The organism is Streptomyces mobaraensis (assembly GCF_020099395.1).
Taxonomy (GTDB): Bacteria; Actinomycetota; Actinomycetes; order Streptomycetales; family Streptomycetaceae; genus Streptomyces.
Window position 1 is genome coordinate 7249141 of the sequence record NZ_CP083590.1, and the last position, 26128, is coordinate 7275268.

Consider the following 26128-nt stretch of genomic DNA (forward strand, 5'->3'; position numbering starts at 1 on the left):
GGCCGTCAGCTTCCCTGCTTGGTGAGGCGGTCGAGCTCCTTCTCCAGCGCGGCGGGCGGGATGTCCACCATGTAGCGCGCGCCCTTGCCGGACTTCCGCACGGCCGCCTGGACCTTGTTCGACCGGTAGAGCCGGACGACCTCGCGCAGCGTCGCGTCGTCCTTGTCCTTCGCCCGGGCCGCGATGACGTTGACGTACGGGCGGGTGGCGGCGCTCTCCGGGTCGTCCCGGAAGACGGCCTGCGCGATGCGGTAACCGGCCTGCTCGGCGACGCCGGCGTTGATGACGGAGGCCGCGGTGTCCTTGAGGGCGCGCGGCGTCTGCTGGGCGTCGACCGGGGTGAGTTCGAGGTGCCTGGGGTTGTCGGTGACGTCGTCCGGAGTGCCGTAGATGCCGGCCTTCTCCTTGAGACCGATCAGCTTGGCCTCGCGGAGCACGAGCAGCGCCCGGCCCTGGTTCGACGGGTCGTTGGGGATCGCGATCCGGGCGCCGTCCGGGATGTCGTCCACCGACTTGTGCTTGAGCGAGTACAGGCCCATGGGCGCGACGGAGGTGGAGGCGAGCGGCACGATGTCGGTGCCGTTCTGCTGGTTGAACTTGCCGAGGAACGCCAGGTGCTGGAAGGCGTTGAGCTCGATGTCGCCGTCCGCCAGGGCGCGGTTGGGCAGTTGGTAGTCGTCGAAGTTGACGATCTTGACGTCGATGCCCTCCTTCTTGGCCTCCTCGGCGAGGACGTCCCACTCCGGGTCGGACCCGTTCACCCCGATCCGCACCTGTCCGTCGGCGGACGAGCCGGACATCCCGCAGGCCGACAGCAGGGCGGCGAGGGCGGCTGCGGCGGACGTCGCCGCGGCGCGGCGGAGTACGTGTTTCATGAGGGCTCATTCCGGGTGGTGCCGATACAGGGCCGGTGCGGAAGACGATCACCGGCGGGTTGCTGGAGATCGTAGGAGCGAAACCCGGAATGGCCTGGTGATGAAAGGAAGGGTTCACTTCCTTGCAATGAAACAAAGGGCGGCGGGGCGGGTTGGCCCTCAGGATGCCGTGCGCTCCACCGCCTCCTTGACGACCGCCGGCAGCTCGCCCGTACGGGCCATGGCCGCGCGCTGGAGGTCCGCGCCGCCGCCCCGGGCGAACAGCCGCGCCACCGACTCCTCCACCAGGGCCAGGTCGCCGGAGTCCGCGAGCGCGTCGCGGACGTGGTCCACCAGTGCGCGCACCACCGTCTCCGCCGGGGCCGGGGTCCACTCCAGCGGGTGCACCAGCCCGTCCGTGACCCCGGACTTCGCCGCCCGCCACGACGCCAGCCGCAGCAGCCCCACGGACACCGGCTCCGGCGGCCGCCCGGCCCGCCAGTCACGGGCCGCCGTGTCCACCAGCCCCCGGGCCAGCGCCGCCACCAGCACCGTGTCGTCCGGGTCCAGACAGACGTCGGACACCCGGATCTCCACGGTGGGGTAGTTCCGGGACAGCCGCGCGTCGAAATAGATCATGCCTTTGTCGAGCAGCGTCCGTGTGTCGAGCAACTGCCGTACGTGGGTGTGGTACCGCTCCGGGCCGCCGAACACCTCCACCGGCCCGGCCGACGGCCAGCGGCCCCACACCTGGCTCCGGTAGCTGCTGTAACCGCTGTCGTGGCCCTGCCAGAAGGGGGAGTTGGCGCTGAGCGCGAGCAGCGGGGCCAGCCAGGGGCGGATCCGGTCCAGGACCGCCACCCCCTCCTCGTCCGACGCGACGCTCACATGCACATGGCACCCGCAGGTGAGCTGCTCCTGTGCCGTGAGCCCGAACTCCTCGGCCACCTGCCGGTAGCGCCGGCCCGCGCTCAGCGACGGGGCCACCGGCAGCGGCGAGGTGGCCAGGGCCGCCACCGCGGCGCCGACGGCCCCCGCCCGCTCGATCGCCGTGGCACGCCGCCGCCGAACCTCAGCCGCCAGGTCCGTCATGTCCGCCGTCGGCCGGGTGGCCGTCTCCAGCTGCTCCCGCTGAAGCTCCTTCTCCAGCTCCGGATCGTCCCCCCGGGCCAGGTCCTCCAGTGCCAGCACCGTCCCGGCCACGGCCCGCGGTTCCCCGCTGCCCGGATCCACCAGGAGGAGCTCCTCTTCCACTCCGACGCTACGCATGCCGCCATCCGCCCCTTCCCAGGGTTCCGCCAGTCGTTCGCAGCCCGTATACCCAGGTCGGGCGGGGTTGCGCCGACCAAACGGAACCGTTCTCAGCCGGGCGGGTCCGGTGCGCGGCGGATCCGCACGACGTCATGGGCGTGGCCGATGACGTACGTGCCGTCCGGCCGGGCGAAGTGCTCCCGCACGTAGGCGGCGAGACCGGCCCGGGAGGGAAGCGGGTCCAGGTCCCCCAGTCCGGGCACATTGATCATGAACTCGGCGGTGTCCAGGGCCGCGCGCGGATCGGCCGTCCGGTACGCGTTGTCCACCGTTTCCACGGACCAGTCGGCTACCCGCCCGGCCTGCCGCTCCACCAGCCGCCGGGCGGCGGTCCGCACGTCGAACCGGGCCCCGGTGAAGTGCCGCACCATGCGCATGCACGCGTTGTCCGGATTCTGCAGCAGGACGAGAAGCGTGCCGCCGGGCGCCGTCCAGTCGAAGACCCGGTCGAGGGCGCCGGCCCACTCCTCCCCGGGCAGGTAGTACAGCACGTGCGAGAGGAGGACCAGATCCGCCCGGACGCCGGGCTCGGCCCGGTCGACGGGCTCCGCCACCACGGTGGCACCCGGACACGCCCGGCGCAGAGCCTCCCGCATCGCCGCGCTGGGCTCGACGGCGACCGTCCGCCCGAAGTACGGCGCCAGGCGGGCGGTGGTCCGCCCCTCGCCGGCGCCGACGTCCAGGAACACCCGGCGCCGACCGAGCCCCTCGACGAGGTCGACCAGGCGCGCCTCGATGTCCTCCTTCTCGTCCGTCCCTGCCAGGAAGAGCTCGAACGCCCGCCGGTAGGCGGCGCTTTCGACCTCCAGCACCCGCACCGGCCCGGACCCCGCGAACGGCACGGACATCGGCACCACCCCTTTCCCTGTCCCGTCCCCCCCGGCCATGGCACCGCGTTCCGCGGCCCGCGCCGCGCAGGCACGTTCCTGCCCGCGTGTCGCGTGCCGTACGCGCGTACGGAACCGGTCCGGCGCCCCTCAGTCCGCCGTGGGATCCGGACCCGACGCCACCAGCGCGGCCACCGCCTCCGGCGCGTGGCCCGCCGCCCGCAGGGGCGCACGCACGTCCCGGCCGAGATCGTCCGGCACCCGGCCGGCGAGGGCCGAACAGGGGCCGGCGAGCTCCACCTCGCCCAGCGCCGCCGGCAGCAGGACCGTCCGGGCCCGGCCCACGGTCAGCGTGCCGCCGGGGTAGCGCAGTTCGGCCGGTCCGTCGAGGACGGTGACGACGAGGGCGCCGGTGAAGGAGTGCCGCAGCGCCTCCCCGGCGGGAACCGTCCAGCGTTCGAGCGCGAAGTACGGCCCCGCCGTCAGCAGCGTCCGCGTCCCGCCCCGGGCCGGCAGGGCCAGGCCGGGCAGGCACCGGGGCCGCGGCGCGGGATCCCACTGCTCCAGCAGCCGCTCGACGTTGGCGTGCCACTCGTCGTCGGAGAGCGGCGAGCCGTCCTCCATCCGGTGCCGCATGGCGTGCTGCTGGACGTCCGAGGTCTGCTCGATCTCGTAGACGAGCGTGCCCGGCCCGAAGCTGTGCACGGTGCCGCCCGGCACGTACACCGTCTCCCCGGCGCGGACGGGGATCCGGCGCAGCACCGCGTCGAAGTCCTGCCGCAGCAGTGCCCGGCGCAGCGTCTCCCGGCCGACGCCCTCCCGGGTGCCGGCGTACGCGGTGGCGCCCGGGGCGGCGTGCAGGATGTGCCACGCCTCCGTCTTGCCGTTCGGCTGGTTCTCCAGCCGCCGGGCGGTGCGGTCGTCGGCGTGCAGGTGGACGGGGAGCGCGCCGTGGGCGTCGATGAACTTCGTGAGGAGCGGGAAGTGCGGGCCGCGCCGGCCCGGCCCGGCGAGCTCGTCCGGGTGCCCGAGGAACAGCTCGCGCAGCGTCCGCCCGGTCAGCGGTCCGCCGGTCACCCGGGCGATGTCCCCGTCCACATCGCTGACCTCCCAGGTCTCCGCGACCCGGCCCGCGGGCAGCCCGGCGCGGCCCAGCCGGTCCGCGATGGCCCGGCCGCCGAAGACGTGCTGCCGCACGGGCGTCGTCAGCTCCAGCGGGTACCAGGGGACGCCGGGCGCCGCGCTCACAGGATGGGCTTCCCGCCGGTCACCGCGACGCGGGCGCCGGAGATGTAGCTGCCCTCGTCGGAGGCGAGCAGGACGTAGACGGGCGCCACCTCGGCCGGCTGGCCGGGGCGGCCCAGCGGCGTCTGCTCGCCGAAGTGCTCCACCTGCTCGGGCGGCATGGTGGAGGGGATCAGCGGCGTCCAGATCGGGCCCGGGGCCACGCTGTTGACGCGGATGCCGCGCTCGCCGACGAGCTGGGCGAGGGCGGCGCAGAAGTTGGCGACGCCCGCCTTCGTGACGTCGTACGGCAGGAGCGTCGGCACGGGCATGTCGGAGTTCACCGAGCTGCTGCCGATGATCGAGGCTCCGGGGCCCATGTGCGGCAGGGCGGCCTTGCAGAGGTGGAACATGGCGCTCAGGTTGGTGGCGAGGGTGCGGTCCCACTCCTCGTCCGTGACCTCCTCCAGCGTCCCGTGGGTCATCTGGAACGCGGCGTTGGAGACCAGCACGTCGATCCGGCCGAACTCCTCGACGGCCTTGGCGATGACCGCCCGGCAGTGCTCCGGCCGGGCGAGGTCACCCGGGACCAGCACGGCCCGGCGCCCGGCCTCCTCCACCCGGCGGGCGGTGTCCCGGGCGTCCTCGTGCTCGTCCAGGTAGGAGATCAGGACGTCGGCGCCCTCCCGGGCGTAGGCGATGGCCACGGCCTTGCCGATGCCGCTGTCCCCGCCGGTGACCACCGCCGCCTTGCCCTTCAGCCGGCCCGACCCCCGGTAGCTCTCCTCGCCGTGGTCGGCCCGGGGCCGCAGCTCCTTCTCGACGCCGGGGACCTCCTGCTGCTGTGCCGGCCGGGTCATGGTGCCTCCTCGCTCCGCGCTCGGCCCTCGGGGAGGGCGCGCGGGGATGTCTGGGATCTTCCCTGGGGACCTTTCCTGGGGGTCTTCCCTGGGATCTTCTCGGTACCGGCTCCGCGTACCCGGCCGGGCGGCCCGGATGCGCACCGTGGGTCGCCACCCCGCCGACGGCCGGCGCCGGCGCCCAGCCTCGCCGATCCGCCGCGGCGGCGGGGAGAGGCGGGCCGCCGGTGCCGGGCGGTGCGGCCGGATGGCGCACGGCCGTGTGGGAGAGCACTGGTGAGGGCAGCCTCGCGCGGACCGCCGGCGGCCGGGGCGCCTCGTGGGCGTGTGCGGACCCGGGCGGGAACGGAGCCGCCGTACCGCTGTGCGGGGAGCCGGGCGCGGGCCGGCGCTCGTGGGGTTGTCCGCCCGGCAGGGCGTGGGGACGTGCGCGGACCCGGATACGCCCGCGCGAGCGACCGGCCCCGCCGCACCGGGCGTCAACGGCCCCCCGGCCGGGCAGACCGCCTCGACGGGACCGTCGCCCCGTGCGGGCGAACGAGTGATTCGCCCCCTCCGTGGGCAGGCGGTGCCGCGACCAGGGAAAGGGGAAACACCGTGACCGCTCTCGGCCTGCCCGCCACCGTCCGCGCCTGCCTGTTCGACCTGGACGGTGTCCTCACCCGGACGGCGACCGTCCACGCTGCGGCCTGGAAGGAGATGTTCGACGCCTTCCTCGCCCAGCGCGACGGGCCGGACTTCCGGCCGTTCGACAAGGTCGCCGACTACGACGCGTACGTCGACGGCATGCCCAGGGCCGACGGCGTCCGGACCTTCCTGGCCTCGCGCGACATCACCCTCCCCGAGGGGAGCGACGACGACCCGCCGGACCGGGAGACCGTGCACGGTCTCGGCAACCGCAAGAACGCCCTGGTCCTGGCGAAGATCAAGAAGGAGGGCGTCCAGCCCTACCCGGGCTCGGTGCGGTACGTCGAGGCCGTCCGGGCGGCCGGGCTGCGCCGGGCCGTCGTCTCGTCCAGCGCCAACTGCCGCGACGTCCTCGTCGCGGCGGGCATCGAGGACCTGTTTGAGGTGCGGATCGACGGCCTGGTCGCCACCGAACGGCACCTGCCGGGCAAACCGCATCCCGACACCTTCCTCGCCGCCGCCGAGGCGCTCGGCGTGGCCCCGGCCGAGGCCGCGGTCTTCGAGGACGCCCTGGCCGGCATGGAGGCCGGGCGCTCCGGGAAGTTCGGCCACGTCGTGGGCGTCAACCGGGCGGACCAGGCCGACGCGCTGCGCCAACACGGCGCGGACGTCGTCGTGGACGACCTTTCGGACCTTCTTTCGGATCATCTGGGGGAGACAGCGTGATCACTCATCCGGCCTTTCTCGTCGAGCCCTGGTGCCTCCGCGAGACCGAGCTCAACCTGGGGGTGCTCTCGCAGAGCGAGTCGGTCTTCGCGCTGTCCAACGGCCACATCGGCTGGCGCGGCAACCTGGACGAGGGCGAGCCGCACGGGCTGCCGGGCAGCTACCTCAACGGCGTCTTCGAGTTCCGCCCGCTGCCCTACGCCGAGGCCGGCTACGGCTATCCGGAATCCGGCCAGACGGTCATCAACGTCACCAACGGCAAGGTGATCCGGCTGCTCGTCGACGACGAGCCGTTCGACCTCCGCTACGGCCGGCTGCACCGGCACGAACGGGTGCTGGACTTCCGCACCGGCCTGCTGCACCGCACCGCCGAGTGGACGTCGCCCAGCGGCCGGAGCGTCCGCGTCCGCTCCACCCGGCTGGTCTCCTTCACCCAGCGCGCGGTGGCGGCGGTGGCGTTCGAGGTGGAACCCCTCGACGGCGACGTGCGGATCGTCGTCCAGTCGGAGCTGGTGGCCAATGAGGAGATGCCTGACCTCGGCGGCGACCCGCGGACGGCGTCCCAGCTCAAGGACCCGCTCGTGCCGGAGCAGGCCGCCGCCCACGGCTCCCGGCTGCGGCTGCTGCACCGCACCGCCCGCAGCGACCTGAAGGTCGCCGTCTCGGCGGACCACGTCGTCGACGGGCCCGAGAAGACCGAGATGTCGTCGGAGAGCAGCGAGAACCTCAGCCGGCTCACCGTGGCCGCGCGGCTCGGCTCGGGACAGCGGCTGCGGGTGGAGAAGTTCGTCTCCCACGGCTGGTCGGCCGTCCGCTCCGTCTCCGCCCTGCACGACCAGGTGGACGCCGCGCTCGCCGGCGCCACCAGCACCGGCTGGCGCGGGCTGCTCCAGGAGCAGCGCACCTACCTCGACCACTTCTGGGCCCGCGCCGACGTCGAGGTGGACGGGGACGCCGAGATCCAGCAGGCCGTCCGGTTCGCCCTGTTCCACGTCCTCCAGGCGGGCGCCCGCGGCGAGGCCCGCGCCCTGCCCGCCAAGGGCCTCACCGGACCCGGCTACGACGGCCACTGCTTCTGGGACACCGAGTCCTTCGTCCTCCCGGCGCTCACCTACACCGCCCCCCAGGCCGTCGAACAGGCGCTGCGCTGGCGCCACAGCACCATGCCCGCCGCCCAGGAACGCGCCCGCCAACTGGGGCTGCGCGGCGCCGCGTTCCCCTGGCGGACCATCAACGGCGACGAGTGCTCGGCCTACTGGCCGGCCGGCACGGCCGCGTTCCACGTCAACGCCGACATCGCGGACGCGGTGGTGCGGTACGTCTCCGCCACCGACGACGAGGACTTCGAGCGGGAGATCGGGCTGCCGCTGCTCGTCGAGACCGCCCGGCTCTGGCGGTCGCTGGGCCACCACGACCACCACGGCGACTTCCACATCGACGGGGTGACCGGCCCCGACGAGTACAGCGCCGTCTGCGACGACAACCTGTACACCAACCTGATGGCGCAGCAGAACCTGCGCGCGGCGGCGAACGCCGCCGAACGCCACCCCGACACGGCCGGCACCCTCGGCGTCGACGACGAGGAGACCGCCGCCTGGCGCGACGCGGCCCATCGGATGACCCTGCCGTACAACGAGGAACTGGGGGTCCACGAACAGTCGGCGGGGTTCACCGGCCACCAGATGTGGGACTTCGCGCGGACGGGCGAGGACCAGTACCCGCTGATGCTGCACTTCCCCTACTTCGACCTCTACCGCAAGCAGGTCGTCAAACAGGCGGACCTCGTCCTCGCCATGTGTCTGCGCGGCGACGCCTTCACCGACGAGCAGAAGGCGCGCAACTTCGCCTACTACGAGGCGCTGACCGTCCGCGACTCCTCGCTCTCCGCCTGCGGGCAGGCGGTCATGGCCGCCGAGGTGGGCCACATGCGGCTCGCCTACGACTACCTGGGCGAGGCGGCCATGATGGACCTCTCCGACCTGGAGGGGAACACTCGCGACGGGATACACATCGCCTCCCTCGCCGGCACCTGGTTCGCCCTGGTCATGGGGTTCGGCGGGATGCGCGACCACGGCGACGCGCTCGCCTTCGCGCCCCGGCTGCCCGAACAGCTCGGCAGGCTCGCCTTCACCCTCCAGGTCAGGGGGCGCAGGCTGCGGGTGGAGATCACGGGCACCACGGCCACGTACACCCTCCTGGAAGGGGAGGCCCTGGACGTGTGGCACTGCGGCGAGCGGCTGACGGTGACGCCCACCGCGTCGGAGTCCCGCGAGGTGCCGAAGCTGCCGGCCCGGCCCGCGCCGGAACAGCCCGCGGGCCGCAGCCCGGCGCGGCGCCGGGCGGTCGCCCACGCCGAGTCGGAGGCGGCTCCGGGATATCGGTGAGGCGGGTAGGGTTGTTGAGGGTGGTGTGACCATTGCGCCGCACCCTAGGGTGCGGCCATGAGCGCAACCGACTACCTCTCCGACCTGTTCTCGCTGCACGGGCGGGTCGCTGTCGTCACGGGCGGCAGCTCCGGCATCGGCCGGGCGATGGCGGTGGCCCTCGCCCGGGCCGGGGCGAGCGTCGTCGTAGTGGCCCGCAGGGAAGCCGAACTCGACGACACCGTCCGCGAGATAGCGGCACACGGCGGCCGGGCGGCGCGGGTCAGCGCCGACCTCGGCACCCGGAACGGCGTCCGCGCCGCCGCCGAGGAGGCCGCCCGGGCGTTCGGCGAGCCCGACATCCTCGTCAACAGCGCGGGCGTCAACCTGCGTCCGCCGATGGGCGAGCTGGGGGACGACGTGTGGGACGCCACCCTGTCCGTCAACCTGGAGGCCCCCTTCCTGCTCGGGCAGCGGTTCGGGCCCGGCATGGCCGAGCGCGGATACGGGCGGATCATCCACGTCACCTCGCAGCAGGCGCACCGGGCGTTCGTGCAGAGCGGCGCGTACGGCGTCTCCAAGGGCGCCCTGGAGTCCCTCGCCCGCTCCCAGGCCGAGGCCTGGTCGCCGTACGGCGTCACCTGCAACACCCTCGTCCCCGGCTTCGTCATGACCCCGCTCAACGCACGCCTCTCCTCCGACCCGGAGAAGGTCGCCGCGCTCGCCGCCCGCACCCTCACCGGGCGGAACGGGGTCGCCGAGGACTTCGCGGGGGCGGTGGTCTTCCTGGCGAGCCGGGCGTCGGCGTATGTGACGGGGCAGTCGGTGTTCGTGGACGGAGGGTTCTCGGTGCACTGAGCGGCGTCGCCTCCGAAGGGGCGACCCTGAGGGGGCGTCGGATTTTCTCAGGGTGGCGTCAGGGGTGATGTGGGGGAAGGCCCGGATGCCGGGGGCGGTGCCGGCGGAGAAGCATGGGGCACATGAATTCCTCTTCTCCGACGCACACTTCCTCTTCGACGCACACTTCCTCTTCCCCGGGCGCGTCCGCGCCTTCCGCTTCCCGGCGCCGCCGCCGGGCCCTCGCCGGGGCCGCGCTGGCCGGTTCGCTGCTCCTGACCGTGGGAGCACCGGCCGCGCTGGCCGTGGCCGACACGGGCGCCGCCTCGACCCCCGCCTCCGCCCCCGCCCGGGGGCAGGCGATGCCGCCGCTGGACACCCAGGCCCTCCGCGCGGCCATCGCGAACCTCGGCGACCCGCAGGCCACGGCCGCGCAGGTGAGAGTCGACGGCTCGGCCGGGCGCTGGTACGGCACGTCGGGCGTCGCGGACCTCCGGACGAAGCGTCCCGTACGGCAGGACGACGCGTTCCGGATCGGCAGCATCACCAAGGTCTTCGTCGCCACCGTCGTGCTGCAACTGGCCGCGGAGCACAAGGTGGACCTCGACGCCCCCGTCCAGCGCTACCTGCCCGGTGTGCTGCCCGCCGGCTTCCCGCCGATCACGATCACCCACTTGCTGAACCACACCAGCGGCCTGCCGGCGGAGAAGGGCACCCCCGACGTCTCCACCCCCGAGAAGGTCCTCCAGCACCGCTACGACCGGTGGACGCCGCGGCAGATGGTGTCACTGGTGAGCCACGGGACGATGAAATTCGCCCCGGGTACCAAGCAGGAATACAGGGGAATCAATTATGTGCTGGCCGCCATGGTGATCGAGAAGGTGACCGGCCACGCCTACGGGGACGAGATAGGCAAGCGGATCATCCGCCCCCTCCACCTCACCCGGACGTCCGTGCCCGGCAAGGACCTCACGATCCACGGGCCGCACGTGCACGGCTACTTGGCGATGTCCGACGGCACTCTCCGGGACGCCACGGTGTACGACCAGACGGAAGCCTGGGGCGAGGGGGAGATGATCTCCACCACCGGGGACCTGGACCGCTTCCTCTCCGCGCTCTTCTCCGGCCGGCTGCTGCCCGCGGCCCAGCTGGAGAAGATGTTCACCCTGCCGTCCGGGAACGTGCGCATGGTGGACGGCACTCCGGCCCGCTACGGCGCCGGACTGCAGACGGTCACGGTGAACGGCGTGACGTTCTGGGGCAAGACCGGGGAGCGGTACGGCTACAACTCGGCGATGGTCGCCACCCGCGATCAGCAGCGTCGGCTCGTGTACTCCTTCAACCCCACCCACCGCGACCAGTCCCAGATGAAGATGACCCTCCGCATAGCGGACGCGGCCACCAAGGGGAAGAGGAGCTAGCGGCGGCTCAGCCGACGTAGCGGCGGGCGCGGGTGATGACGACGACGGTGGTGGTGCGGGGAGCGGTCACGGTTCCTCCTCGTGCGCGCGGCGGGCCGTGACGGTCGGCGGTGGCGGGCCGCCCCGGCAGGCGGGCGCGGCCGGACCGGTCGCAGTGGCTTGCGGCGCCGGACAGGGAGCGCGCTCGACGAGCCGCGCGCCGCGTTCGACGGCCGGCGGCAGGGGGCGTCGGCGGGCCAGGGCGGCGGGGAGCCGGCGCAGGACCCCGGCCAGCGCGCGCCGGGCCTCCCGGTCGCCGGGGCAGTCCCGCGCCAGCGACCAGGTGCGGGAGAGGGCGTACGGCAGGGGGCGGACCAGCCAGGCCGTCAGCAGCTCGTTGCGCCGCACCCGTGCCGGCCGGCCGGCACGCGGCGCCGGGTCGGGGACGTGCCGGGCGACGAGGGCGGGGCAGTGGACCAGCCCCCAGCCCCGCCGGGCCAGTTCGAGGGCGAGCAGGTTCTCCTCGCCCGCGAAGTGCAGCAGCGGGTCGAAGCCGCCCGCTTCGAGGAAGGGCTCCCGTCGTACGACGGCCGAGCAGGCGAGGAAACCGAGGATGGAGGGACCGGGCAGGTCGGGCGCCCGGCCCAGAGGGGAGGCCGCGAGGACGCGGTTGACGGGATCGGGCCGGCCTTCGGGGCCCACCCGGATGGTGGCGGCGATCAGCGCGAGGCGCGCGTGGGTGTCGAACAACTCGGCCGCCGCGGCGAGGGAGCCGGGCTCCCACCAGGAGTCGTCGTCCGCGAACGCGATGTAGGGCGTGTCCAGGGCTGCCGCGCCGATGTTGCGGCCCACGGCGCCGAGGTTGCGGCCCGTCTCCAGGAGACGGACCTGTGGATGCAGGTCGCGCACGGCGGCGGGGGTGCCATCGTGGGAACCGTTGTCGACGACGATGATCGGGGGGTGCTCGGGGAGTTCGGTGAGGTGGTGGAGGGTGCGTAGGAGGTGGGGCCGCCGGTTGCGGGTGATGATGACGACGCCTACGCGGGGGGTGGGGGCGGGGGGCACGGCTCCTGGGTAACCGTTGCGCGGGGGTGCAAACGGTGGGGTTGCCCCGGACCCGCCCCTTCACCGCTTCCTGGGGCTGCGCCCCAGACCCCGCTTGTCGCGGCTTCGCCGCTCGTCCTCAAACTCCCCCAGAGGGGGCACCCCCAACGGGCTGAAATCAGCCCGTTGGGGGTGCCCCCTCTGGGGGAGTTTGAGGACAGCGCGCGCAGCGCGCTTCGGGGTGCGGGGCGGAGCCCCGCAAGAAACGGCGAAAGGGCGGGACCGGGGCAACCTCACCCCCCGACCTCCCGCCGCTCCAGCGCCCGCACCGCCGGCCCCTGAAGCACCGACCCGTCGGGCGCGAACCGCGAGCCGTGGCAGGGGCATTCCCACGCCCGCTCCGCCGCGTTGAAGGCGACCAGGCAGCCCAGATGCGTACAGCGGGCGGACACCGCGTGCGCGGTGCCGTCCTCGTCGCGGTACACCGCGCAGTGCCGGCCGTTGACGCGCACGACCTCGCCGGTTCCGGGGGCGATGCCGGCGACGGCGTCCGCGCCGCCCGGCCGGAGCCGGTCGCCGACGAAGTGGCGGGCGACCTCGGCCTGGTGCCGGAGGAAGGCGGGGGCCTCGCGGACCTGGGTCCAGAGCCGGCGCGGGTCGTAGAGGTCGGCCCATGGCGGGCGCCGGCCGTCGATCAGTTCGGTGAGCAGCCGGCCCGCCATGACGCCGCCGCTCATGCCCCAGCCGCCGAAACCGGTGGCGACCCAGGTGTGGTGGGCGCGCGGGTGGAAGGCGCCGACCAGGGGGACGGTGTCGGTGGAGTCGTTGTCCTGGGTCGCCCAGTGCCGGTCGAACACGAGGGCGGGGAAGCGTTCGCGGGCCCAGCCGGCCAGCCGCTCGAAGCGGGCGGCGACGTCGGCGGTGCCGGGCTTGAAGCTCTCCCCGGTGACGATGAGCAGTCGCCGCCCGTCCTCGTGCGGCGCGCTGCGGACGGACCGCGTACCGCCCTCGGAGGTGATGTACATCCCGCCCGGGTCCTGGTCGGCGGGCAGGGTGCCGGTGACCACCAGTTCCCGGCGCGGTGAGAGCCGGGCGAAGAGCAGGGCCCGGTCGAAGACCGGGTAGTGGGTGGCGACCACGACGTCCCGGGCGGTGAGCACGGCGCCGTCCGCGGTCGTCACCCGGCAGGGCGTGCCCTCGTCCAGGCCGGTGACCCGGGTGTGCTCGTGGAGGGCGCCGCCGTGCGCGACCAGGTCCCGGGCGAGGGCGAGCAGGTATTTGCGCGGGTGGAACTGGAGCTGGTCGTCGAGGCGTACGGCCGCCTCCACCCGGTAGGGCAGTCCGGTCCGCTCCACGTACGTCGCGTCGAGCCCGGCCTGGGCCGCGGCGTTGACCTCCTCGCGGATCTCGCCGCGCCCCTCCGGGCGGGTGATGTAGGTGAAGGCCGGCCGGCGTTCCAGCTCGCAGTCGGCCCCCAGCAGCGCCGCCACCTCCGCGACGCGCTCGACCGCCTCGCTCTGCGACCGCGCGTACAGCCGCGCGCCCTCCGGGCCGCGGGTGCGCCGCAGCCGGGCGTAGACGAGGCCGTGCAGGGCGGTGACCTTGGCGGTGGTGTGGCCCGTCACCCCGGCGGCGATCCGGTCCGCCTCCAGGACGGCCACGGACCGTCCGGCGCGCGCCAGTTCCCACGCGGTGCTGAGCCCGGCGACGCCGCCGCCGATCACGGCCACGTCGACGTCGGTCCCGGTGCCGGTGAGCGGGGGGTAGGCGGAGTCCGGGGAGGCGGGAGCGGTGGACAGCCAGTACGACTCGGGTTCACCGTGCAGGAGCGGGCCGGAGGGGCCGGAAGGGTGCGCCATGGAGGAACGGATTCCCCCGCGCGGCGGACGTACCCGGGCCCGCGTCCGCGGTTCGTCCGTTCGGCCGACCCGTCCGCGCCCCGGTTTCGGCGGACGCCGCCGGGGAACCCGGGATCCGGAATCCGGCCCCCCGGAGCCGGGGCGACAGGCGCGGAGCGACGAGAAGCGGCACGAGGGAGACGGCATGCGGGCCCTGACCTGGCACGGAAAGCGGGACGTCCGGGTGGAGACGGTCCCCGATCCCCGGCTGGAGGAGCCCACGGACGTCATCGTCCGCGTCACCTCCACCGGCATCTGCGGATCGGACCTCCATCTGTACGAGGTCCTCGGACCGTTCCTGGACCCGGGCGACATCCTCGGCCACGAGGCGATGGGCGTCGTGGAGGAGACCGGCCCGGACGTCACCGCCGTCGCGCCCGGCGACCGGGTCGTGGTGCCCTTCAACGTCTCCTGCGGCGCCTGCCACATGTGCGACCAGGGCCTGCAGTCGCAGTGCGAGACCACCCAGGTGCGCGAGCGCGGCATGGGCGCCGCCCTGTTCGGCTACAGCAAGCTCTACGGCCAGGTGCCCGGCGGGCAGGCCGAGTTCCTGCGGGTCCCGTTCGGCAACACGCTGCCGGTCAGGGTTCCGGACGGGCCGCCCGACGAGCGGTACGTCTACCTCTCCGACGTCCTGCCCACGGCCTGGCAGGCCGTCGAGTACGCGGCGATCCCGCCCGGCGGCACCGTCACCGTGCTCGGCCTCGGGCCGATCGGCGACATGTGTGCCCGGATCGCCCTGCACCGCGGCGCGAGCCTGGTCATCGGCGTCGATCTCGTGCCCGAGCGGCTGGCCCGGGCCGCCGCCCGCGGCGTGACCGTCCTCGACCTGCGCGCCCACACCGAGCCCGGCGACGACGTCGTCACCGCCATCCGGGACCTCACCCAGGGGCGCGGGACCGACGCCGTCATCGACGCCGTCGGCATGGAGGCGCACGGCGCGCCGGCGGGGAAGACGGCCCACCAGCTCGTCGGCATGCTGCCGGACACGTGGGCGCGGAAGCTGATGGAACGCGCGGGCGTGGACCGGCTGTCGGCGCTGCACACGGCGGTCGAGGCGGTGCGGCGCGGCGGAACCGTCTCCCTCTCCGGCGTCTACGGCGGGATGCTCGACCCGATGCCGATGATGACCATGTTCGACAAGCAGATCCAGCTGCGCATGGGGCAGGCCAACGTCCGCCGCTGGGTGGACGACATCCTGCCGCTGCTCGACGACGCCGACCCGCTGGGCGTCGAGGGGTTCGCCACCCACACGCTGCCGCTCGAGGAGGGCCCGAACGCCTACCGGATGTTCCAGGCCAAGGAGGACGGCATGGTCAAGACCCTGCTGAAGCCCGGGGCCGCCGCGTGACCGGCCGGCCGCTCGCGGCCCTCCTCGACGTCGACGGCACCCTCGTCGACACCAACTACCTGCACACCGTCTGCTGGTTCGAGGCGCTCCGCCAGGCCGGGCACCGGGTCGCGATGATGGACATCCACCACACCATCGGGATGGGCTCAGGCCGGCTCCTCGACCGGCTGCTGGGCGAGGACCGCGACCGCGACGCCGACGAAGGCGTCAGCGCCGCGCACAAGACCCTCTACGCCACCTGGTTCGAACGGCTGCCGGTCGTCGAGGGCGCCCGGGAGCTGGTGCGGACCCTCGCCGGGCGCGGCTGGCGCGTCGTCCTCGCCACCTCCGCCCAGGGCTCCGAACTGGCCGCGCTGCGGGAGGCGATCGGGGCGGACGACGCGATCCTGGCCGCGACCAGCGCCGACGACGTCGAGGCGAGCAAGCCCGCCCCCGACCCCGTACGGCAGGCCCTGGAACAGGCCGGGACGGAGCCCGGACGCGCGCTGTTCCTCGGCGACACCGTCTGGGACGTCCACGCGGCGCGCAAGGCCGGAGTGGACTGCGTCGCCCTGCTGTCCGGCGGCATCGCGCGCGCCGAACTGGAGGAGGCCGGTGCGGTCGCGGTCTACCGCGACCCCGCCGACCTGCTGGCGGGGCTGGACGGCAGCCCCTTCGCCCGTCTGGAGAAGGCCTGAGCACGCGCGACCGGTGACCCGCGCCCGGCGGTTCGCCGGGCGCGGGCCCGCGCTACCAGCGGTACCACCGGCCTCCGCCGGAGCGGACGAGGAAGCCGAGCAGCCAGATGACCAGCACGGCCAGCGCGATCCACCACAAAATCTTCACTGCGAAACCCGCGCCGAAGAGAATGATCGCGAGGATCAGGACCAGGAGCAGCGGCACCACAGTGATCACCTCCTGTCGGTCGCCCACCCGCCATGGGGACGGCCTGTGCACCTCCAGTGTCCTCCGCCTGATCCGTTTTGTCCTGGTCGTCTGCCCCCGGATTCCGGCGACCGGGAGCCCGTCCTCCCGTCGGCGGGGGCCCCGGCGCCGCCCCGGGGCGTGCATGGCCGGGTGCGCGCGGGGGTACCCGCCCCGGCCAGAGGAGGACGCCCCATGCCCACGCCCGGAGAACGCGACGACCGCGCGCGGAAGGGGGCGGACGAGACCGCGCGGCACCAGGTCAAGGGGCGCCATGAGACGCCGGAGGAGCGCGCCGACCGGCGCTGGACCGAACTCCTCCAGGAGGTGCGCGTCGCCCAGACCGGTGTGCAGATCCTCTTCGGCTTCCTGCTGACCGTCGCCTTCACCCCGCGCTTCACCGCCCTCGCCCCGACCGACCGCACCATCTACGTCGTCACGGTGGTGCTCGGGGCCGCCACCACCGGCGCCCTGGTCGGGCCCGTCTCCTTCCACCGGATCGTCACCGGCCGGCGGCTGAAGCCCGAGACGGTGGTGTGGGTGTCCCGGCTCACCGTCGTCGGCCTGGTGCTCCTGCTCGCCACCGTGGCCTCGGCGCTGCTGCTCATCCTCCGGGTCGCCCTGCGCGGCCCGGCGGTGCCGTGGGTGGTCGCCGGGCTCGTCGTGTGGTTCGTCTTCTGCTGGTTCGCCCTGCCCTGCTGGGCGCTGTTCCGCTACCGCGCCCGCAAGTGACGCCCGCCGCCCGGCGGGCCCGCCGCCCCGCCCCCGATCGGTCCCGTTCCCCCGGCGCCGGCCCGCATGGCGTGTCACGGTGAGGGCAGACGAGCCCAGGGGGGAACGAGCGCAGCGAGCGAAGGAGCAGCACGATGCCCGCAGGATCCAGCCCCAAGCGCGAGCGGCAGTACGAGCACATCAAGGACAGCGCGGAGTCGCGCGGCGCGAGCGAGAAGCGCGCCAAGGAGATCGCGAGCCGCACGGTCAACAAGGAGCGCGCCCGCGCCGGCGAGTCCAAGACGGCCAGCCGCACCTCCCTCCAGGACATGTCGTCCTCCAAGCGGGGCGGGCAGCGGTCGCACTCCGGGGCCAAGGGCCCCACCAGGGACCAGCTCTACGAAGAGGCCAAGAAGAAGAACGTCGAAGGACGGTCACAGATGAACAAGGACGAGCTGAAGCGCGCCCTCGGACGCTGAGACCCCGGACGGGTCACGGCAGTTCCACGACCCCCACCGCCGACTCCACCAGGCTGCCCAGATACAGCCGCCCGGCGTGGGCGCACACGCTGGTCACCATGCGGAAGCCGGGCGACGGCCGCCGCAGGTCCCGCACCACCCGGCCCGCCGCGTCCAGCGCCAGCAGCCGGGCGACCGGCCGCGGGCCCGGCAGCAGCGCGGACGGCAGCGCCCAGACGGCCCGCCGGAGCACCGGCGGCGACCGGTGCAGCAGGTCGAGCACGGGCTCGCGCGGACCCGCAAGAGCCACCCAGACGAGGCCGTCCGGACCGGTGGAGAGGTTGTCGGGGAAACCGGGGAGGTCGTCGGCGAACACCTCGTGGCGGCCCGCCCGCGGGCCCGTCAGCCACAGGCGCGTCAGCCGGTACGCCCCCGACTCGGCGACCACGACGGAGGAGCCGTCGCCGGTCACGGCCACGCCGTTGGCGAACTGCAGCCCGTCCAGCACCACTTCGGGCCGCGCGGCCCCGGGCTCGTACCGCAGCAGCCGGCCGGTGCCGGAGTGCTCCAGCAGGTCGCCCATCCAGTGCTCCAGCGGAAAGCGGGCGGAGGCGTCGCTGACGTACACGGCACCGTCCGGCGCGACGACCGTGTTGCTGCACACCCACAGCGGATCGCCGTCCGCCCCCAGCAGCGACTCGGTGCGCCCGGACGCCGGGTCGAGGCGCAGCAGCCCGCGTGCGGCGTCGCACACCAGCAGCCGCCCGTCGGGGAGCGGCCACAGGCCCAGCGGACGGCCGCCGGTGGTGGCGAGCGTCCGGGGCGGGCCGCCCGCCGGGTCGACGGACAGGATCCGCCCGTCCGCCACCCCCGTCACCAGCCGGCCCGAGGCGGCGTCCCACCGGACGTCCTCCGGGCCGGCGGCGCCCAGCGGCAGCCGCCGCACCGAGGGCAGTCCGGCCCGCGCCGCGCCGGGGACCGGGCCCCGGGGGCGGCGCGGCGGGTGCCAGACGACCGGACGGAGAGGGGGTTTGCGCGAGGACATCGGGAGAACCCTTCCTGGCGGGACGAGGCCGGGAGCGTACCCACGGCACCGCCCGGGAAACGGCCGTCCCCGGCCGACGTGCGCGCACCGCCGCCCCGTGGCACGGTGGGCGGGGCGCGGCACGGACCCGAACCGACCGACGACGCGCACAGCAGGAGGCACCATGCCGAGCCCCGAGGACGCCGAGAACCGCCTGCGGCGGGCCGCCGACGAGGAACGCGACGCCTACGGAGGCGAGGACCACCCCGTCGGCGCGTACGCCGGAGCCATGGGCGTGTACGTCGCGGGCATCGCCGCCCTGGCCGGCGCCGCCCGGCTCGCCGGCCGCCGGGTGCCCGAGCCCGGACCGTGGGACGTCCTGCTGTGCGCGGGCGCCACCCACCGGCTGTCCCGGCTGATCACCAAGGACTCCGTGACCAGCCCGCTGCGGGTCCCGTTCGCCCGCTTCCGCGGCGCCGGAGGCCCCGGCGAAGTCGAGGAGGAGGTGCGCGGCCACGGCGCCCGCAAGGTCGTCGGCGAGCTGATCACCTGCCCGTTCTGCACCGGCATGTGGATCGTCAGCGGGCTCGCGGCCGGGCTGGTCTTCGCCCCCCGGCCCACCCGGCTGGCCGCCGCCGCCCTCACCGCGCTCACCGGCTCCGACCTGCTGCAGTTCGCGCGGGTCCGGATGCAGCAGGCCGTCGGCGAGTGACGGTCGAAGCGACCGTCAAGGAGGGTTCCATGACGCATCCGTCCCACGACCGCCTGGAAGGCCGCGCCGCGCTGGTGACCGGCGCCTCCCGGGGGCTCGGCCTGCTCATCGCCCGCGAACTCGGCCGCCGCGGCTGCAAGGTGCTCATCTGCGCCCGCGACGGCGAGGAACTGTGCCGGGCCGAACGCATGCTGCGTGCCGAAGGCGCCGAAGTCCGCGCCCTCGCCTGCGACGTCACCGGCCCCTCGGCCGCCCGGCGGCTCGTCGACGCCACGACCGCCGCGTTCGGCGGCGTCGACATCCTCGTCAACAACGCCGGCAACATTCAGGTGGGGCCCGTCTCCGCGATGACGGAGACGGACTTCCGCGACGCCATGGAGACCATGTACTTCGCCCCGCTGCGGCTCGTCCTGACCGCCCTGCCGGAGATGCGCGAACGCGGCGGCGGGCGCATCGTCACCATCGCCTCCCTCGGCGGCCGGGTCGCCGCCCCGCACCTGCTGCCCTACGCCGGCGCCAAGTTCGCCCTCACCGGCCTCTCCCAGGGCCTGCGGGCCGAACTCGCCGCCGACGGCATCAGCGTCACCACCGTCCTGCCCGGCCTGATGCGCACCGGCTCGCACACGGCCGCCCGCTTCAGCGGCCAACCCACCCGCGAGTACGCCTGGTTCGCGGTCTCCTCCGGGCTGCCGCTGCTGTCCATGGACGCCGAGCGGGCCGCCCGCGCCATCGTCCGCGCCGCCGAGCGCCGCCGCCCCGAGCTGGTGCTCACCCCCATCGCCAAGGCCGCCGTCCGGCTGCACGGCATGGCCCCCGCCACCACCACCCGCGCCCTCACCCTCGGCGCCCGGCTGCTGCCGCGCGGCGGGCCCGGCCCCGCGCACGACGTCCCCGGCCGGCAGGCCGCCCGCCGGCTCGGCTCCGCCGCGGTCGCCCGCCTCACCGTCCTCAACGACCGGGCCGCCCGCCGCTACAACCAGCGGACCGGGCCATGAGCCGCGGCGCGGCGGGGCCGGCCGGCGGCGAGGACGCCTACGACGCGTCGCCCTTCGTGCCCGCCGGCGCGGACCTCGGCGCCCTGCGGGACGCGGCGGCCGGCTGCCACGGCTGCCCGCTCCACCGGAACGCCTCGCAGACCGTCTTCGGTGCCGGTGACACCTCGGCCCGCGTCCTCCTCGTCGGCGAGCAGCCCGGCGACCAGGAGGACCGCAAGGGACATCCCTTCGTCGGACCGGCCGGCGGGGTCCTGGACCGGGCGCTCGCCGAGGCGGGCCTCGACCCCGGCGAGACGTACGTCACCAACGCCGTCAAGCACTTCAAGTTCGAGCCCGCGGCCCGCGGCAAGCGGCGCATCCACAAGGCGCCGAGCCTGCGGGAGATCAGCGCCTGCAAGCCGTGGCTCGCGGAGGAGCTGCGGCTGGTGGCTCCGGAGGTGGTCGTCGCGCTCGGCGCGTCCGCCGGGAAGTCGTTGCTGGGGTCGGGGTTCCGGGTCAACCGGGACCGGGGGGTGCCGCTTCCTTTCGAGCTGCCCTCGGGGGACGGCCGGGAGGGGGTGCTCGTCGCCACGATTCATCCGTCGACGGTTCTGCGGGCGGACGAGGCGGGGCGGGCGGAGATGTACGGGGGGCTGGTCGCGGATCTGCGGGTGGCGGGGCGGCTGCTGGGGTGAGGGGCCCCGGTCCCTCCCCCAGAGGGGGGACCCCCATTTCACCGTTTCCTGGGGGCTGCGCCCCCAGACCCCCTGACGCGGCTTCGCCGCTCCCTCAAACGCCGGACGGGCTGAATCGTGCCCCCGGGCGCGATATCCAGCCCGTCCGGCGTTTGAGGACAACCGCGCGGAGCGCGGTTTCAGGGGGTGCGGAGGGCCACCCCGCAGGAAACGGTGAAATGGGGGTCCCCCCTCTGGGGGAGGGACCGGGGCACCCCACCCTGTGACCGGGCCCACTGGCCCACGATCACGCCCCCCACCTGCGGCTTCACCCGTGGTGACCCACCGCACACCCCCCACACTTCTCCCAGCGGGGAACCGCTTGTGACGATGTTCGGGACGCCAGGAGCGCCGCCCACCGTGCGAGCCCGTCCACGGCGTCCCCGGCCCCCGCCGCGTTCAAGACCGGCGGGGTCTTCGACGCCCGGACGAACGATCCGCACGCGACCATCGCGGCCCGCGGACGCGTGGGGCCCGAACGTGCCGGCCCGCCCGACCCGCCTACCCACGGACGGATCCTTGCGCCCCACGCCAGCCCAGCCCGCCGCCCTCACGACCGATGCCGCCCCGCGCGTGCGCCCGGTCCGCGCCCTGCTCGCCCGCCGTCCGGCCGGTGGCCAGGGCGACCGGTCGCCCTGGCGCTGTCTGCGCAGCCGCAGCATGCGCTGGTGGTCGGCCGCGAACCTGGTGTCGAACCTCGGCACCTGGATGCAGCTGACCGTGCAGAACCTGCTCGTCCTCCAGCTGACCGGCTCCGCCGCCGCGACCGGCCTCTCGCTGTCCGTCCAGGCGGCGCCCGGTCTGCTGTTCGGGCTGCTCGGCGGTGCCGTCGTGGACCGGCTGCCGCGCAAGGTCACCGCCGCCGTCAGCCAGGCGCTGCTGGCCGCCGTGGCCTTCACCACCGCCGTGCTGGTGGGCTGCGGCATGCTCACCGTGCCCGTCCTGATGGGCCTCGCCGCCGTCACCGGCCTGATCGCCACCGTCGACGGCCCGGCGACCTCGCTGCTGGGCAACGACCTCGTCCCGGAGAAGGACGTGCCCTCGGCCATCGCCCTGGGTTCGGTCGTGCACAGCGTCGGCCGGCTCGCCGGCACCGCCCTCGCGGCCGTCGGCATCGCCACCATCGGCACGGCGGGCGCCTACGCGCTGAACGGCGCGTCGTTCCTGTTCGTGACCGCGGTCATCCCGTTCCTCAAGCTGCACCCGGACGCCGCCGCGGCGGCCGCCGCTCCGGCCGACGCGGCGGCGTCGGGCGGGCGCGGTGGCCTGGCGTTCTTCCTCAGCCGGCGCACGCTGGTCGCCCTCGCGGTGATCGCCGCCGTCAGCGCCGTCCTCGGCCGCAACTACCAGCTGACCCTCGCCACCCTCGTCACCGGGCCGCTGCACGGCGGCGCCGGCGCCTACGGGCTGGTTTCCGCGCTGCTCGCCGTCGGCGGCATCGTGGGTGCCGTGGTGGCCGGCCGGCTGCGCAAGCCGACCGTGCGGCTGGTCGCGCTGCTCGCCGCGGCGGGCGCGGTGCTCCAGATCGCGGCGGGCGTGAGCCCGATGCTGATGATGCTGCTGGTGATGGTGGTGCCGATGGCGATCGTCGAGTCCGTCTCCGACACGGCCACCACGACCGTCCTGCAGACCGACCCGCCGCCGCACATGCGCGGCCGCGTCCTCGGCGTCTGGCGCAGCGTCAGCACCGCCTGGGGCCTCGCCGGGCCGCCGCTGCTGGGCCTCCTCGTGCAGGGCGCGGGCGAGCGCGGCGCGCTCGTGATCGGCGGTGTGGTCATCACGGCCGTCATCGGCGCGGGCATGCTGTTCCGCCGCCGGCGGGGCGCGCCCGCCGTCCGCCCGGCGGTGGCGCCGGTCGCCGAGCCGGCCTTCCAGACGGCGGCCTGAGCGGCACCCGGCACCGGACCGGCTGGGCGGCACCCGGCGTGGGACCGGCCGCCGAGCGCCCCTCCGTCCCGGGGCGCCTCACACCAGCGCGGCCCAGACGATCACCGTCACCACGAAGACCAGGACGAGGGCGCCGATCGCGACGAGCGGCCCCTTCGCCCAGCCCCGCGTCGGGTTGTAGGTCTCGCGGGGGCCCGCGCCGCCCGTGCTGTCCTCGCCGGGCGGCGTCTCGCCCGGCGGTACGCCGCCGCCGGGCTCCAGGCCGGGGGTGCGGGCCGGGTCCGGATCGGGGTTGCTGCCGGTCATGGCGGTTCGCCTTCCTGTCGTGTCGTCCCCCGTGGTGTGCCGGTGGTTGTCGCCTTCGTCTTCAGGGTGCCGGGTGGCGGGGGCGGGGGCCATGCGGGGCGTGTGCCCCGGATCCGCCGTACCCCTTCCTCCCGGCCCGTCGCCGACCCCACAGCCTCCAGAACCTCGTCCACCCCGATCCGCAGCAGCAGCGGGTCCGGGGCGCGCCCGTGGGGGTCGCCCGGCGGGCCCGGGTGCCACAGCGCCCGGTGGCGCGGGATCGGCGGCGGACCCCAGAGCGCGGGGGAGACGGGACCGAAGAGGGTGACGCTCGGCGTGGCGTGGGCCACGGCCAGATGGGCGATGCCCGTGTCCCCGCTGACGACCGCCTCCGCCCCCGCGACGAGCGCCGACAGAGCGGCGAACGGCAGCCCGCCGGCCAGCGGACGCGCGCCCGCCACCGCCACCTCCCGTACGAGCTCCTCCTCCCCGGGCCCGCCCGTGACCACCACGTCGCGGCCCGCCGCGACGAGGGCGCGCACCACCGCCGCGCACCGCTCCGCCGGCCAGCGGCGGGCGGGCGAGGCCGCGCCGGGGTGCACGACCACCGCCCCGGGGGCCGGGGACGGGGCTTCCGGACGCGGCAGGGCCAGGTCGCCGGCGTCGGCCGGGACGCCGTAGGAGCGCAGCAGTCGGCACCAGCGCTCGCGCTCGTGTTCGTCCGCCCGCCAGGGCGGCCCGTCGATGTCGGGGGTGTCCGGGTGGGCGAACGCCAGCAGCCGCCCCGGCCGCAGCGCGGAGAGCAGCCGGTGGCTCGGCGGCCCGTTGCCGTGCAGGTCGACGGCCACCTCCGGCGGGCGGCCGGTCCAGGCGAGGGCGCCCGGCACGGCCCGTCCGGGCGCGGACGCCGGGAGCAGCCGGTCGACGGCGCCCGTGACGGCGGCGACGGGCGCGAGGTCCGCCGGCGCGGCGAGCACGATCTCGTGCTCCGGGTGCGCCCGGCGCAGCGCCCGCAGCGCGGGTACGCCCGCGAGCAGATCGCCGAGCCCCAGGGCGCGGAGCGCCAGCAGCCGGGGGCGCTCCGGCGGCGCGGCCGCGCCGGACGGCCGTACCACCCGCGAGCCGTGGCCCCCGGCCGGTCTCGCGCTCACCGTCGCTCGTTCCGCGCGGGTCCCGTACGGCGGGAGGCACCGCCACGAGCACCGTGCCGGGCCCCCGGAGGGTCGACGACCGGGCCGTCTCCGGCACGCCCCGCCGCACGCGCACCGTCTCCCGCGCCGGCGCGGCCGGACATCCCGCCGCCTCCGGCAGCGTGCCCGCCCCCCGCTCCGCGCGCCGCGTCCGCGCCGACGCCGCTCTCCGGCCGCCGGCCGCGAGCCGTGGCCGGGCCGGCACCCGGGCCCCCTACCGCCGCCGTGCTCGTGCCCGGTCCCGCACAGGTGCGCCCATTCGGTGCGCCTCCTGCCGGTGACCGGCCGGTGCCGGGTTCCGGGCCCCCGGTCGCGGTTCCGCCCCGGCCGGCGTGGGCCGAAGCCGCGTCGGGACGCCGGGCGTCCGGGGCTTCCGCCGTCACCGCGTCCGTGGCCGGCCCCGCGCCCACCGACGCGTCCGGAGGGCTCCCCGCCCGTGCCGCGCCTCCGGCCGTGGCCGCGCGCACGGCACCGGCGGCCGGCGGACGGTCCGTCCCGTTGGCCGGGCGCCGGGGGCCCCCGCGCTCCGCGCACGAAGCCGCCCGTGTCGCCAGCAGCGTGCTGGAGCGGCCGTCCAGGTAGGGGAGGAGGACGGCCTGGCCGCCCCAGGAGGCGAGTTGGGGGGCCTCCGGAAGCTGTTCGACGGCGTAGTCGCCGCCCTTGACCCAGATGTGCGGGCGGAGTTCGGAGAGGAGGGCCTCGGGGGTGTCCTCGTCGAAGACGGCGACCGCGTCGACGCACTGGAGGGCGCGGAGGACCCTGATGCGGTCGTGCAGGGGGTTGATCGGGCGGCCGTCGCCCTTGCGGCGGTGGACGGAGGCGTCCGAGTTGAGGCAGACGATCAGGCAGTCGCCGATGCCCCGGGCCTGCTGGAGCAGGCTGACGTGGCCGGCGTGCAGCAGGTCGAAGCAGCCGCCCGCCGCCACGACCGTGCCGCCCGCCGCGCGGACCCGGCGGGCCAGGCGCAGCGCGTCGGTGTCCGTGCCGCCGGCGAACGGCGGGGCCGGGCTGGGGCCGCCGGACACCGCGCGCGGGCCGCCCTCCGCCACATAGCGGGTGGCCGCCGACACCGCCTCCTGGACGGCCTCGGCGGGCAGGGCGCCGTCGCCGAGCAGGCCCGCGGCCGTCGCGGCGAAGCAGTCCCCGGCGCCGCACGCGTCGCCGCTGTGCCGGGCGGCGGTCGGCACCAGCAGCGGGCTGTCGCCCTGCGAGAGCAGCGCGCCGCGCCCGCCGAGGGTGACCGCGACGCTCACCGCGTGCCAGCGGCGGACGAGTTCGGCCGCCGTGCGGGCGATCGCGCCCAGGGCGTCGCCATCGGTGTCGGCCGTTTCCGAGGCGAACCGGCGGGCCTCCTCGCCGGTCGGCGTCACCAGCCGCGCGCCGCGCACCGGCGGCCGGCCGCGCGGGTGCGGGTCCCAGACCAGGGCGGTGTGCGGCGCCCGGGCGGCGAGCGTGTCCCGGAGGACGTCGGCCGTGCCCCGGGCGTAGTCGGCGACGAGGATCGCGTGGGCCTCCGCGACGGCCTCCAGGGCCCGCTCGGTGACGCCGGCCGCGCGGCCGGCCCCCCGGTCGAGCCGGACGACGGGCCGGCCGCCCGCCATCACCCGGGTCTTCTCCGGCAGTGGCCCGTCCGCCGGCAGGGGGACCAACCGGAGCCAGGGTTCGAGGAGTTCGCGCACCTGGCGGGCGGCCGGGTCCGTGCCCAGGGGCGTGACCAGCGTGACGGGCCGGCCCGCCCGCGCCGCCAGGTAGGCGGCCAGCGCGGCGCCGCCCGGCCGCAGCCGCTCCTCGCAGTCGTCCAGCACCGGGACGGGCGCGTCCGGCGCGAGCCGGTCCGCGGTGCCGGCCAGGTCGCGGTCGAGCAGCGCGTCGCCGACGACCAGCAGGGGGGTCCGGGGCGTCATGGGGGCTCCCAACTGTCGTTCCGC

General features: G+C 75.3%; 23 protein-coding genes and 1 pseudogene. 12 read left to right on the plus strand and 12 right to left on the minus strand.

The genetic code is table 11. The features are described 5' to 3' along the window. Positions 1-5: 5 nt before the first annotated feature. The 5 genes from K7I03_RS31885 to K7I03_RS31905 all read right to left on the minus strand — a co-directional run bounded on the left by K7I03_RS31885 (position 6) and on the right by K7I03_RS31905 (position 5076). Positions 6-875, minus strand: coding sequence for a MetQ/NlpA family ABC transporter substrate-binding protein (locus K7I03_RS31885; protein WP_185944732.1), 870 nt, complete (start codon positions 873-875; stop codon positions 6-8). A gap of 159 nt (positions 876-1034) precedes the next feature. Then, a complete protein-coding gene (locus tag K7I03_RS31890; RefSeq protein ID WP_185944731.1) occupies positions 1035-2123 on the minus strand; it encodes a glutamate--cysteine ligase in 1089 nt (362 codons plus the stop codon). A gap of 92 nt (positions 2124-2215) precedes the next feature. Next, the gene (locus K7I03_RS31895; protein ID WP_185944730.1) at positions 2216-3013 is read right to left on the minus strand and encodes a class I SAM-dependent methyltransferase; all 798 of its coding nucleotides are present in this window, start codon (positions 3011-3013) and stop codon (positions 2216-2218) included. A gap of 129 nt (positions 3014-3142) precedes the next feature. Next, complete coding sequence (locus K7I03_RS31900; protein WP_185944729.1) at positions 3143-4240, minus strand: class I mannose-6-phosphate isomerase; 1098 nt, start codon at positions 4238-4240, stop codon at positions 3143-3145. Then, the gene (locus tag K7I03_RS31905; protein WP_185944728.1) at positions 4237-5076 is read right to left on the minus strand and encodes an SDR family oxidoreductase; all 840 of its coding nucleotides are present in this window, start codon (positions 5074-5076) and stop codon (positions 4237-4239) included. Before K7I03_RS31905 ends, K7I03_RS31900 begins: the two co-directional genes overlap by 4 nt. 597 nt (positions 5077-5673) lie before the next feature. Here K7I03_RS31905 and K7I03_RS31910 point away from each other — a divergent pair. The 4 genes from K7I03_RS31910 (at position 5674) to K7I03_RS31925 (ending at position 11050) form a co-directional block, all read left to right on the plus strand. Next, positions 5674-6429: an HAD family hydrolase gene (locus K7I03_RS31910; protein ID WP_185944727.1), complete on the plus strand. Its 756-nt coding sequence runs from the start codon at positions 5674-5676 to the stop codon at positions 6427-6429. Further along, positions 6426-8813 carry a glycoside hydrolase family 65 protein gene (locus K7I03_RS31915; RefSeq protein ID WP_185944726.1) on the plus strand — a complete coding sequence of 796 codons (2388 nt, stop codon included), beginning with the start codon at positions 6426-6428 and terminating at the stop codon, positions 8811-8813. Before K7I03_RS31910 ends, K7I03_RS31915 begins: the two co-directional genes overlap by 4 nt. 57 nt (positions 8814-8870) lie before the next feature. Next, on the plus strand, positions 8871-9650 hold the full coding sequence (locus tag K7I03_RS31920) for an SDR family NAD(P)-dependent oxidoreductase (protein WP_185944725.1): 780 nt from the start codon (positions 8871-8873) through the stop codon (positions 9648-9650). A gap of 122 nt (positions 9651-9772) precedes the next feature. Next, positions 9773-11050 (plus strand): serine hydrolase domain-containing protein, encoded by a 1278-nt coding sequence (locus tag K7I03_RS31925; RefSeq protein ID WP_313772169.1) that lies wholly within the window; start codon positions 9773-9775, stop codon positions 11048-11050. Between the two features lie 66 nt (positions 11051-11116). Here K7I03_RS31925 and K7I03_RS31930 read toward each other — a convergent pair whose 3' ends face one another. Continuing rightward, positions 11117-12094, minus strand: coding sequence for a glycosyltransferase family 2 protein (locus K7I03_RS31930; protein ID WP_224347321.1), 978 nt, complete (start codon positions 12092-12094; stop codon positions 11117-11119). Positions 12095-12366: 272 nt separating this feature from the next. Then, positions 12367-13932 (minus strand): FAD-dependent oxidoreductase, encoded by a 1566-nt coding sequence (locus K7I03_RS31935; RefSeq protein ID WP_185945466.1) that lies wholly within the window; start codon positions 13930-13932, stop codon positions 12367-12369. A gap of 184 nt (positions 13933-14116) precedes the next feature. Here K7I03_RS31935 and K7I03_RS31940 point away from each other — a divergent pair, with 184 nt between their 5' ends. Together K7I03_RS31940 and K7I03_RS31945 are read left to right on the plus strand one after the other, a co-directional pair. Next, on the plus strand, positions 14117-15322 hold the full coding sequence (locus K7I03_RS31940) for a zinc-dependent alcohol dehydrogenase (RefSeq protein WP_185945465.1): 1206 nt from the start codon (positions 14117-14119) through the stop codon (positions 15320-15322). Next, positions 15319-15999, plus strand: coding sequence for an HAD family hydrolase (locus tag K7I03_RS31945; protein WP_185945464.1), 681 nt, complete (start codon positions 15319-15321; stop codon positions 15997-15999). The genes K7I03_RS31940 and K7I03_RS31945 overlap by 4 nt, the downstream gene beginning before the upstream one ends. Positions 16000-16051: 52 nt before the next feature. Here the strand turns inward: K7I03_RS31945 and K7I03_RS31950 are convergent, their stop codons facing one another. Further along, positions 16052-16207: a hypothetical protein gene (locus tag K7I03_RS31950; RefSeq protein WP_004955622.1), complete on the minus strand. Its 156-nt coding sequence runs from the start codon at positions 16205-16207 to the stop codon at positions 16052-16054. A 213-nt stretch (positions 16208-16420) separates the two neighbouring features. Here K7I03_RS31950 and K7I03_RS31955 point away from each other — a divergent pair, with 213 nt between their 5' ends. After that, positions 16421-16957 carry a DUF6328 family protein gene (locus K7I03_RS31955; protein WP_185945463.1) on the plus strand — a complete coding sequence of 179 codons (537 nt, stop codon included), beginning with the start codon at positions 16421-16423 and terminating at the stop codon, positions 16955-16957. A gap of 134 nt (positions 16958-17091) precedes the next feature. Then, entirely contained in the window at positions 17092-17415 is a 324-nt protein-coding gene (locus tag K7I03_RS31960) for a plasmid stabilization protein (protein ID WP_185945462.1), read from the plus strand. 13 nt (positions 17416-17428) lie between these two features. On the opposite strand, the gene K7I03_RS31965 is transcribed toward K7I03_RS31960, so the two are convergent. Next, complete coding sequence (locus K7I03_RS31965) at positions 17429-18439, minus strand: SMP-30/gluconolactonase/LRE family protein (RefSeq protein ID WP_224347322.1); 1011 nt, start codon at positions 18437-18439, stop codon at positions 17429-17431. Between the two features lie 163 nt (positions 18440-18602). Between K7I03_RS31965 and K7I03_RS31970 the strand changes: the two genes are divergently transcribed. The 4 genes from K7I03_RS31970 to K7I03_RS31985 all read left to right on the plus strand — a co-directional run bounded on the left by K7I03_RS31970 (position 18603) and on the right by K7I03_RS31985 (position 22725). Next, positions 18603-19130 carry a DUF1360 domain-containing protein gene (locus K7I03_RS31970; protein WP_221903545.1) on the plus strand — a complete coding sequence of 176 codons (528 nt, stop codon included), beginning with the start codon at positions 18603-18605 and terminating at the stop codon, positions 19128-19130. 29 nt (positions 19131-19159) lie between these two features. Further along, entirely contained in the window at positions 19160-20125 is a 966-nt protein-coding gene (locus K7I03_RS31975; protein WP_185945461.1) for an SDR family NAD(P)-dependent oxidoreductase, read from the plus strand. Then, on the plus strand, positions 20122-20799 hold the full coding sequence (locus tag K7I03_RS31980; protein ID WP_185945460.1) for a UdgX family uracil-DNA binding protein: 678 nt from the start codon (positions 20122-20124) through the stop codon (positions 20797-20799). The genes K7I03_RS31975 and K7I03_RS31980 overlap by 4 nt, the downstream gene beginning before the upstream one ends. Positions 20800-21498: 699 nt before the next feature. Then, the gene (locus K7I03_RS31985) at positions 21499-22725 is read left to right on the plus strand and encodes an MFS transporter (protein ID WP_398858599.1); all 1227 of its coding nucleotides are present in this window, start codon (positions 21499-21501) and stop codon (positions 22723-22725) included. A 78-nt stretch (positions 22726-22803) separates the two neighbouring features. On the opposite strand, the gene K7I03_RS31990 is transcribed toward K7I03_RS31985, so the two are convergent. The 3 genes and pseudogenes from K7I03_RS31990 to rfaE2 all read right to left on the minus strand — a co-directional run. Continuing rightward, positions 22804-23031 (minus strand): DUF6480 family protein, encoded by a 228-nt coding sequence (locus K7I03_RS31990; protein WP_185945459.1) that lies wholly within the window; start codon positions 23029-23031, stop codon positions 22804-22806. After that, entirely contained in the window at positions 23028-24125 is a 1098-nt protein-coding gene (locus K7I03_RS31995; protein ID WP_224347751.1) for a glycosyltransferase family 9 protein, read from the minus strand. The genes K7I03_RS31990 and K7I03_RS31995 overlap by 4 nt, the downstream gene beginning before the upstream one ends. A gap of 599 nt (positions 24126-24724) precedes the next feature. Then, a pseudogene (rfaE2, locus tag K7I03_RS32000) lies at positions 24725-26104 on the minus strand (D-glycero-beta-D-manno-heptose 1-phosphate adenylyltransferase); the annotation flags it as partial. Positions 26105-26128: the final 24 nt, after the last annotated feature.

Excerpts from the sequence above, each read along its gene's own strand:
- K7I03_RS31885 (WP_185944732.1), bottom strand. The coding sequence starts at position 875 with ATGAAACACGTACTCCGCCGCGCCGCGGCGACGTCCGCCGCAGCCGCC.
- K7I03_RS31890 (WP_185944731.1), bottom strand. The coding sequence starts at position 2,123 with ATGCGTAGCGTCGGAGTGGAAGAGGAGCTCCTCCTGGTGGATCCGGGC.
- K7I03_RS31895 (WP_185944730.1), bottom strand. The coding sequence starts at position 3,013 with ATGTCCGTGCCGTTCGCGGGGTCCGGGCCGGTGCGGGTGCTGGAGGTC.
- K7I03_RS31905 (WP_185944728.1), bottom strand. The coding sequence starts at position 5,076 with ATGACCCGGCCGGCACAGCAGCAGGAGGTCCCCGGCGTCGAGAAGGAG.
- K7I03_RS31920 (WP_185944725.1), top strand. The coding sequence starts at position 8,871 with ATGAGCGCAACCGACTACCTCTCCGACCTGTTCTCGCTGCACGGGCGG.
- K7I03_RS31925 (WP_313772169.1), top strand. The coding sequence starts at position 9,773 with ATGAATTCCTCTTCTCCGACGCACACTTCCTCTTCGACGCACACTTCC.
- K7I03_RS31935 (WP_185945466.1), bottom strand. The coding sequence starts at position 13,932 with ATGGCGCACCCTTCCGGCCCCTCCGGCCCGCTCCTGCACGGTGAACCC.
- K7I03_RS31940 (WP_185945465.1), top strand. The coding sequence starts at position 14,117 with ATGCGGGCCCTGACCTGGCACGGAAAGCGGGACGTCCGGGTGGAGACG.
- K7I03_RS31955 (WP_185945463.1), top strand. The coding sequence starts at position 16,421 with ATGCCCACGCCCGGAGAACGCGACGACCGCGCGCGGAAGGGGGCGGAC.
- K7I03_RS31960 (WP_185945462.1), top strand. The coding sequence starts at position 17,092 with ATGCCCGCAGGATCCAGCCCCAAGCGCGAGCGGCAGTACGAGCACATC.
- K7I03_RS31965 (WP_224347322.1), bottom strand. The coding sequence starts at position 18,439 with ATGTCCTCGCGCAAACCCCCTCTCCGTCCGGTCGTCTGGCACCCGCCG.
- K7I03_RS31970 (WP_221903545.1), top strand. The coding sequence starts at position 18,603 with ATGCCGAGCCCCGAGGACGCCGAGAACCGCCTGCGGCGGGCCGCCGAC.
- K7I03_RS31975 (WP_185945461.1), top strand. The coding sequence starts at position 19,160 with ATGACGCATCCGTCCCACGACCGCCTGGAAGGCCGCGCCGCGCTGGTG.
- K7I03_RS31980 (WP_185945460.1), top strand. The coding sequence starts at position 20,122 with ATGAGCCGCGGCGCGGCGGGGCCGGCCGGCGGCGAGGACGCCTACGAC.
- K7I03_RS31985 (WP_398858599.1), top strand. The coding sequence starts at position 21,499 with ATGCGCTGGTGGTCGGCCGCGAACCTGGTGTCGAACCTCGGCACCTGG.
- K7I03_RS31990 (WP_185945459.1), bottom strand. The coding sequence starts at position 23,031 with ATGACCGGCAGCAACCCCGATCCGGACCCGGCCCGCACCCCCGGCCTG.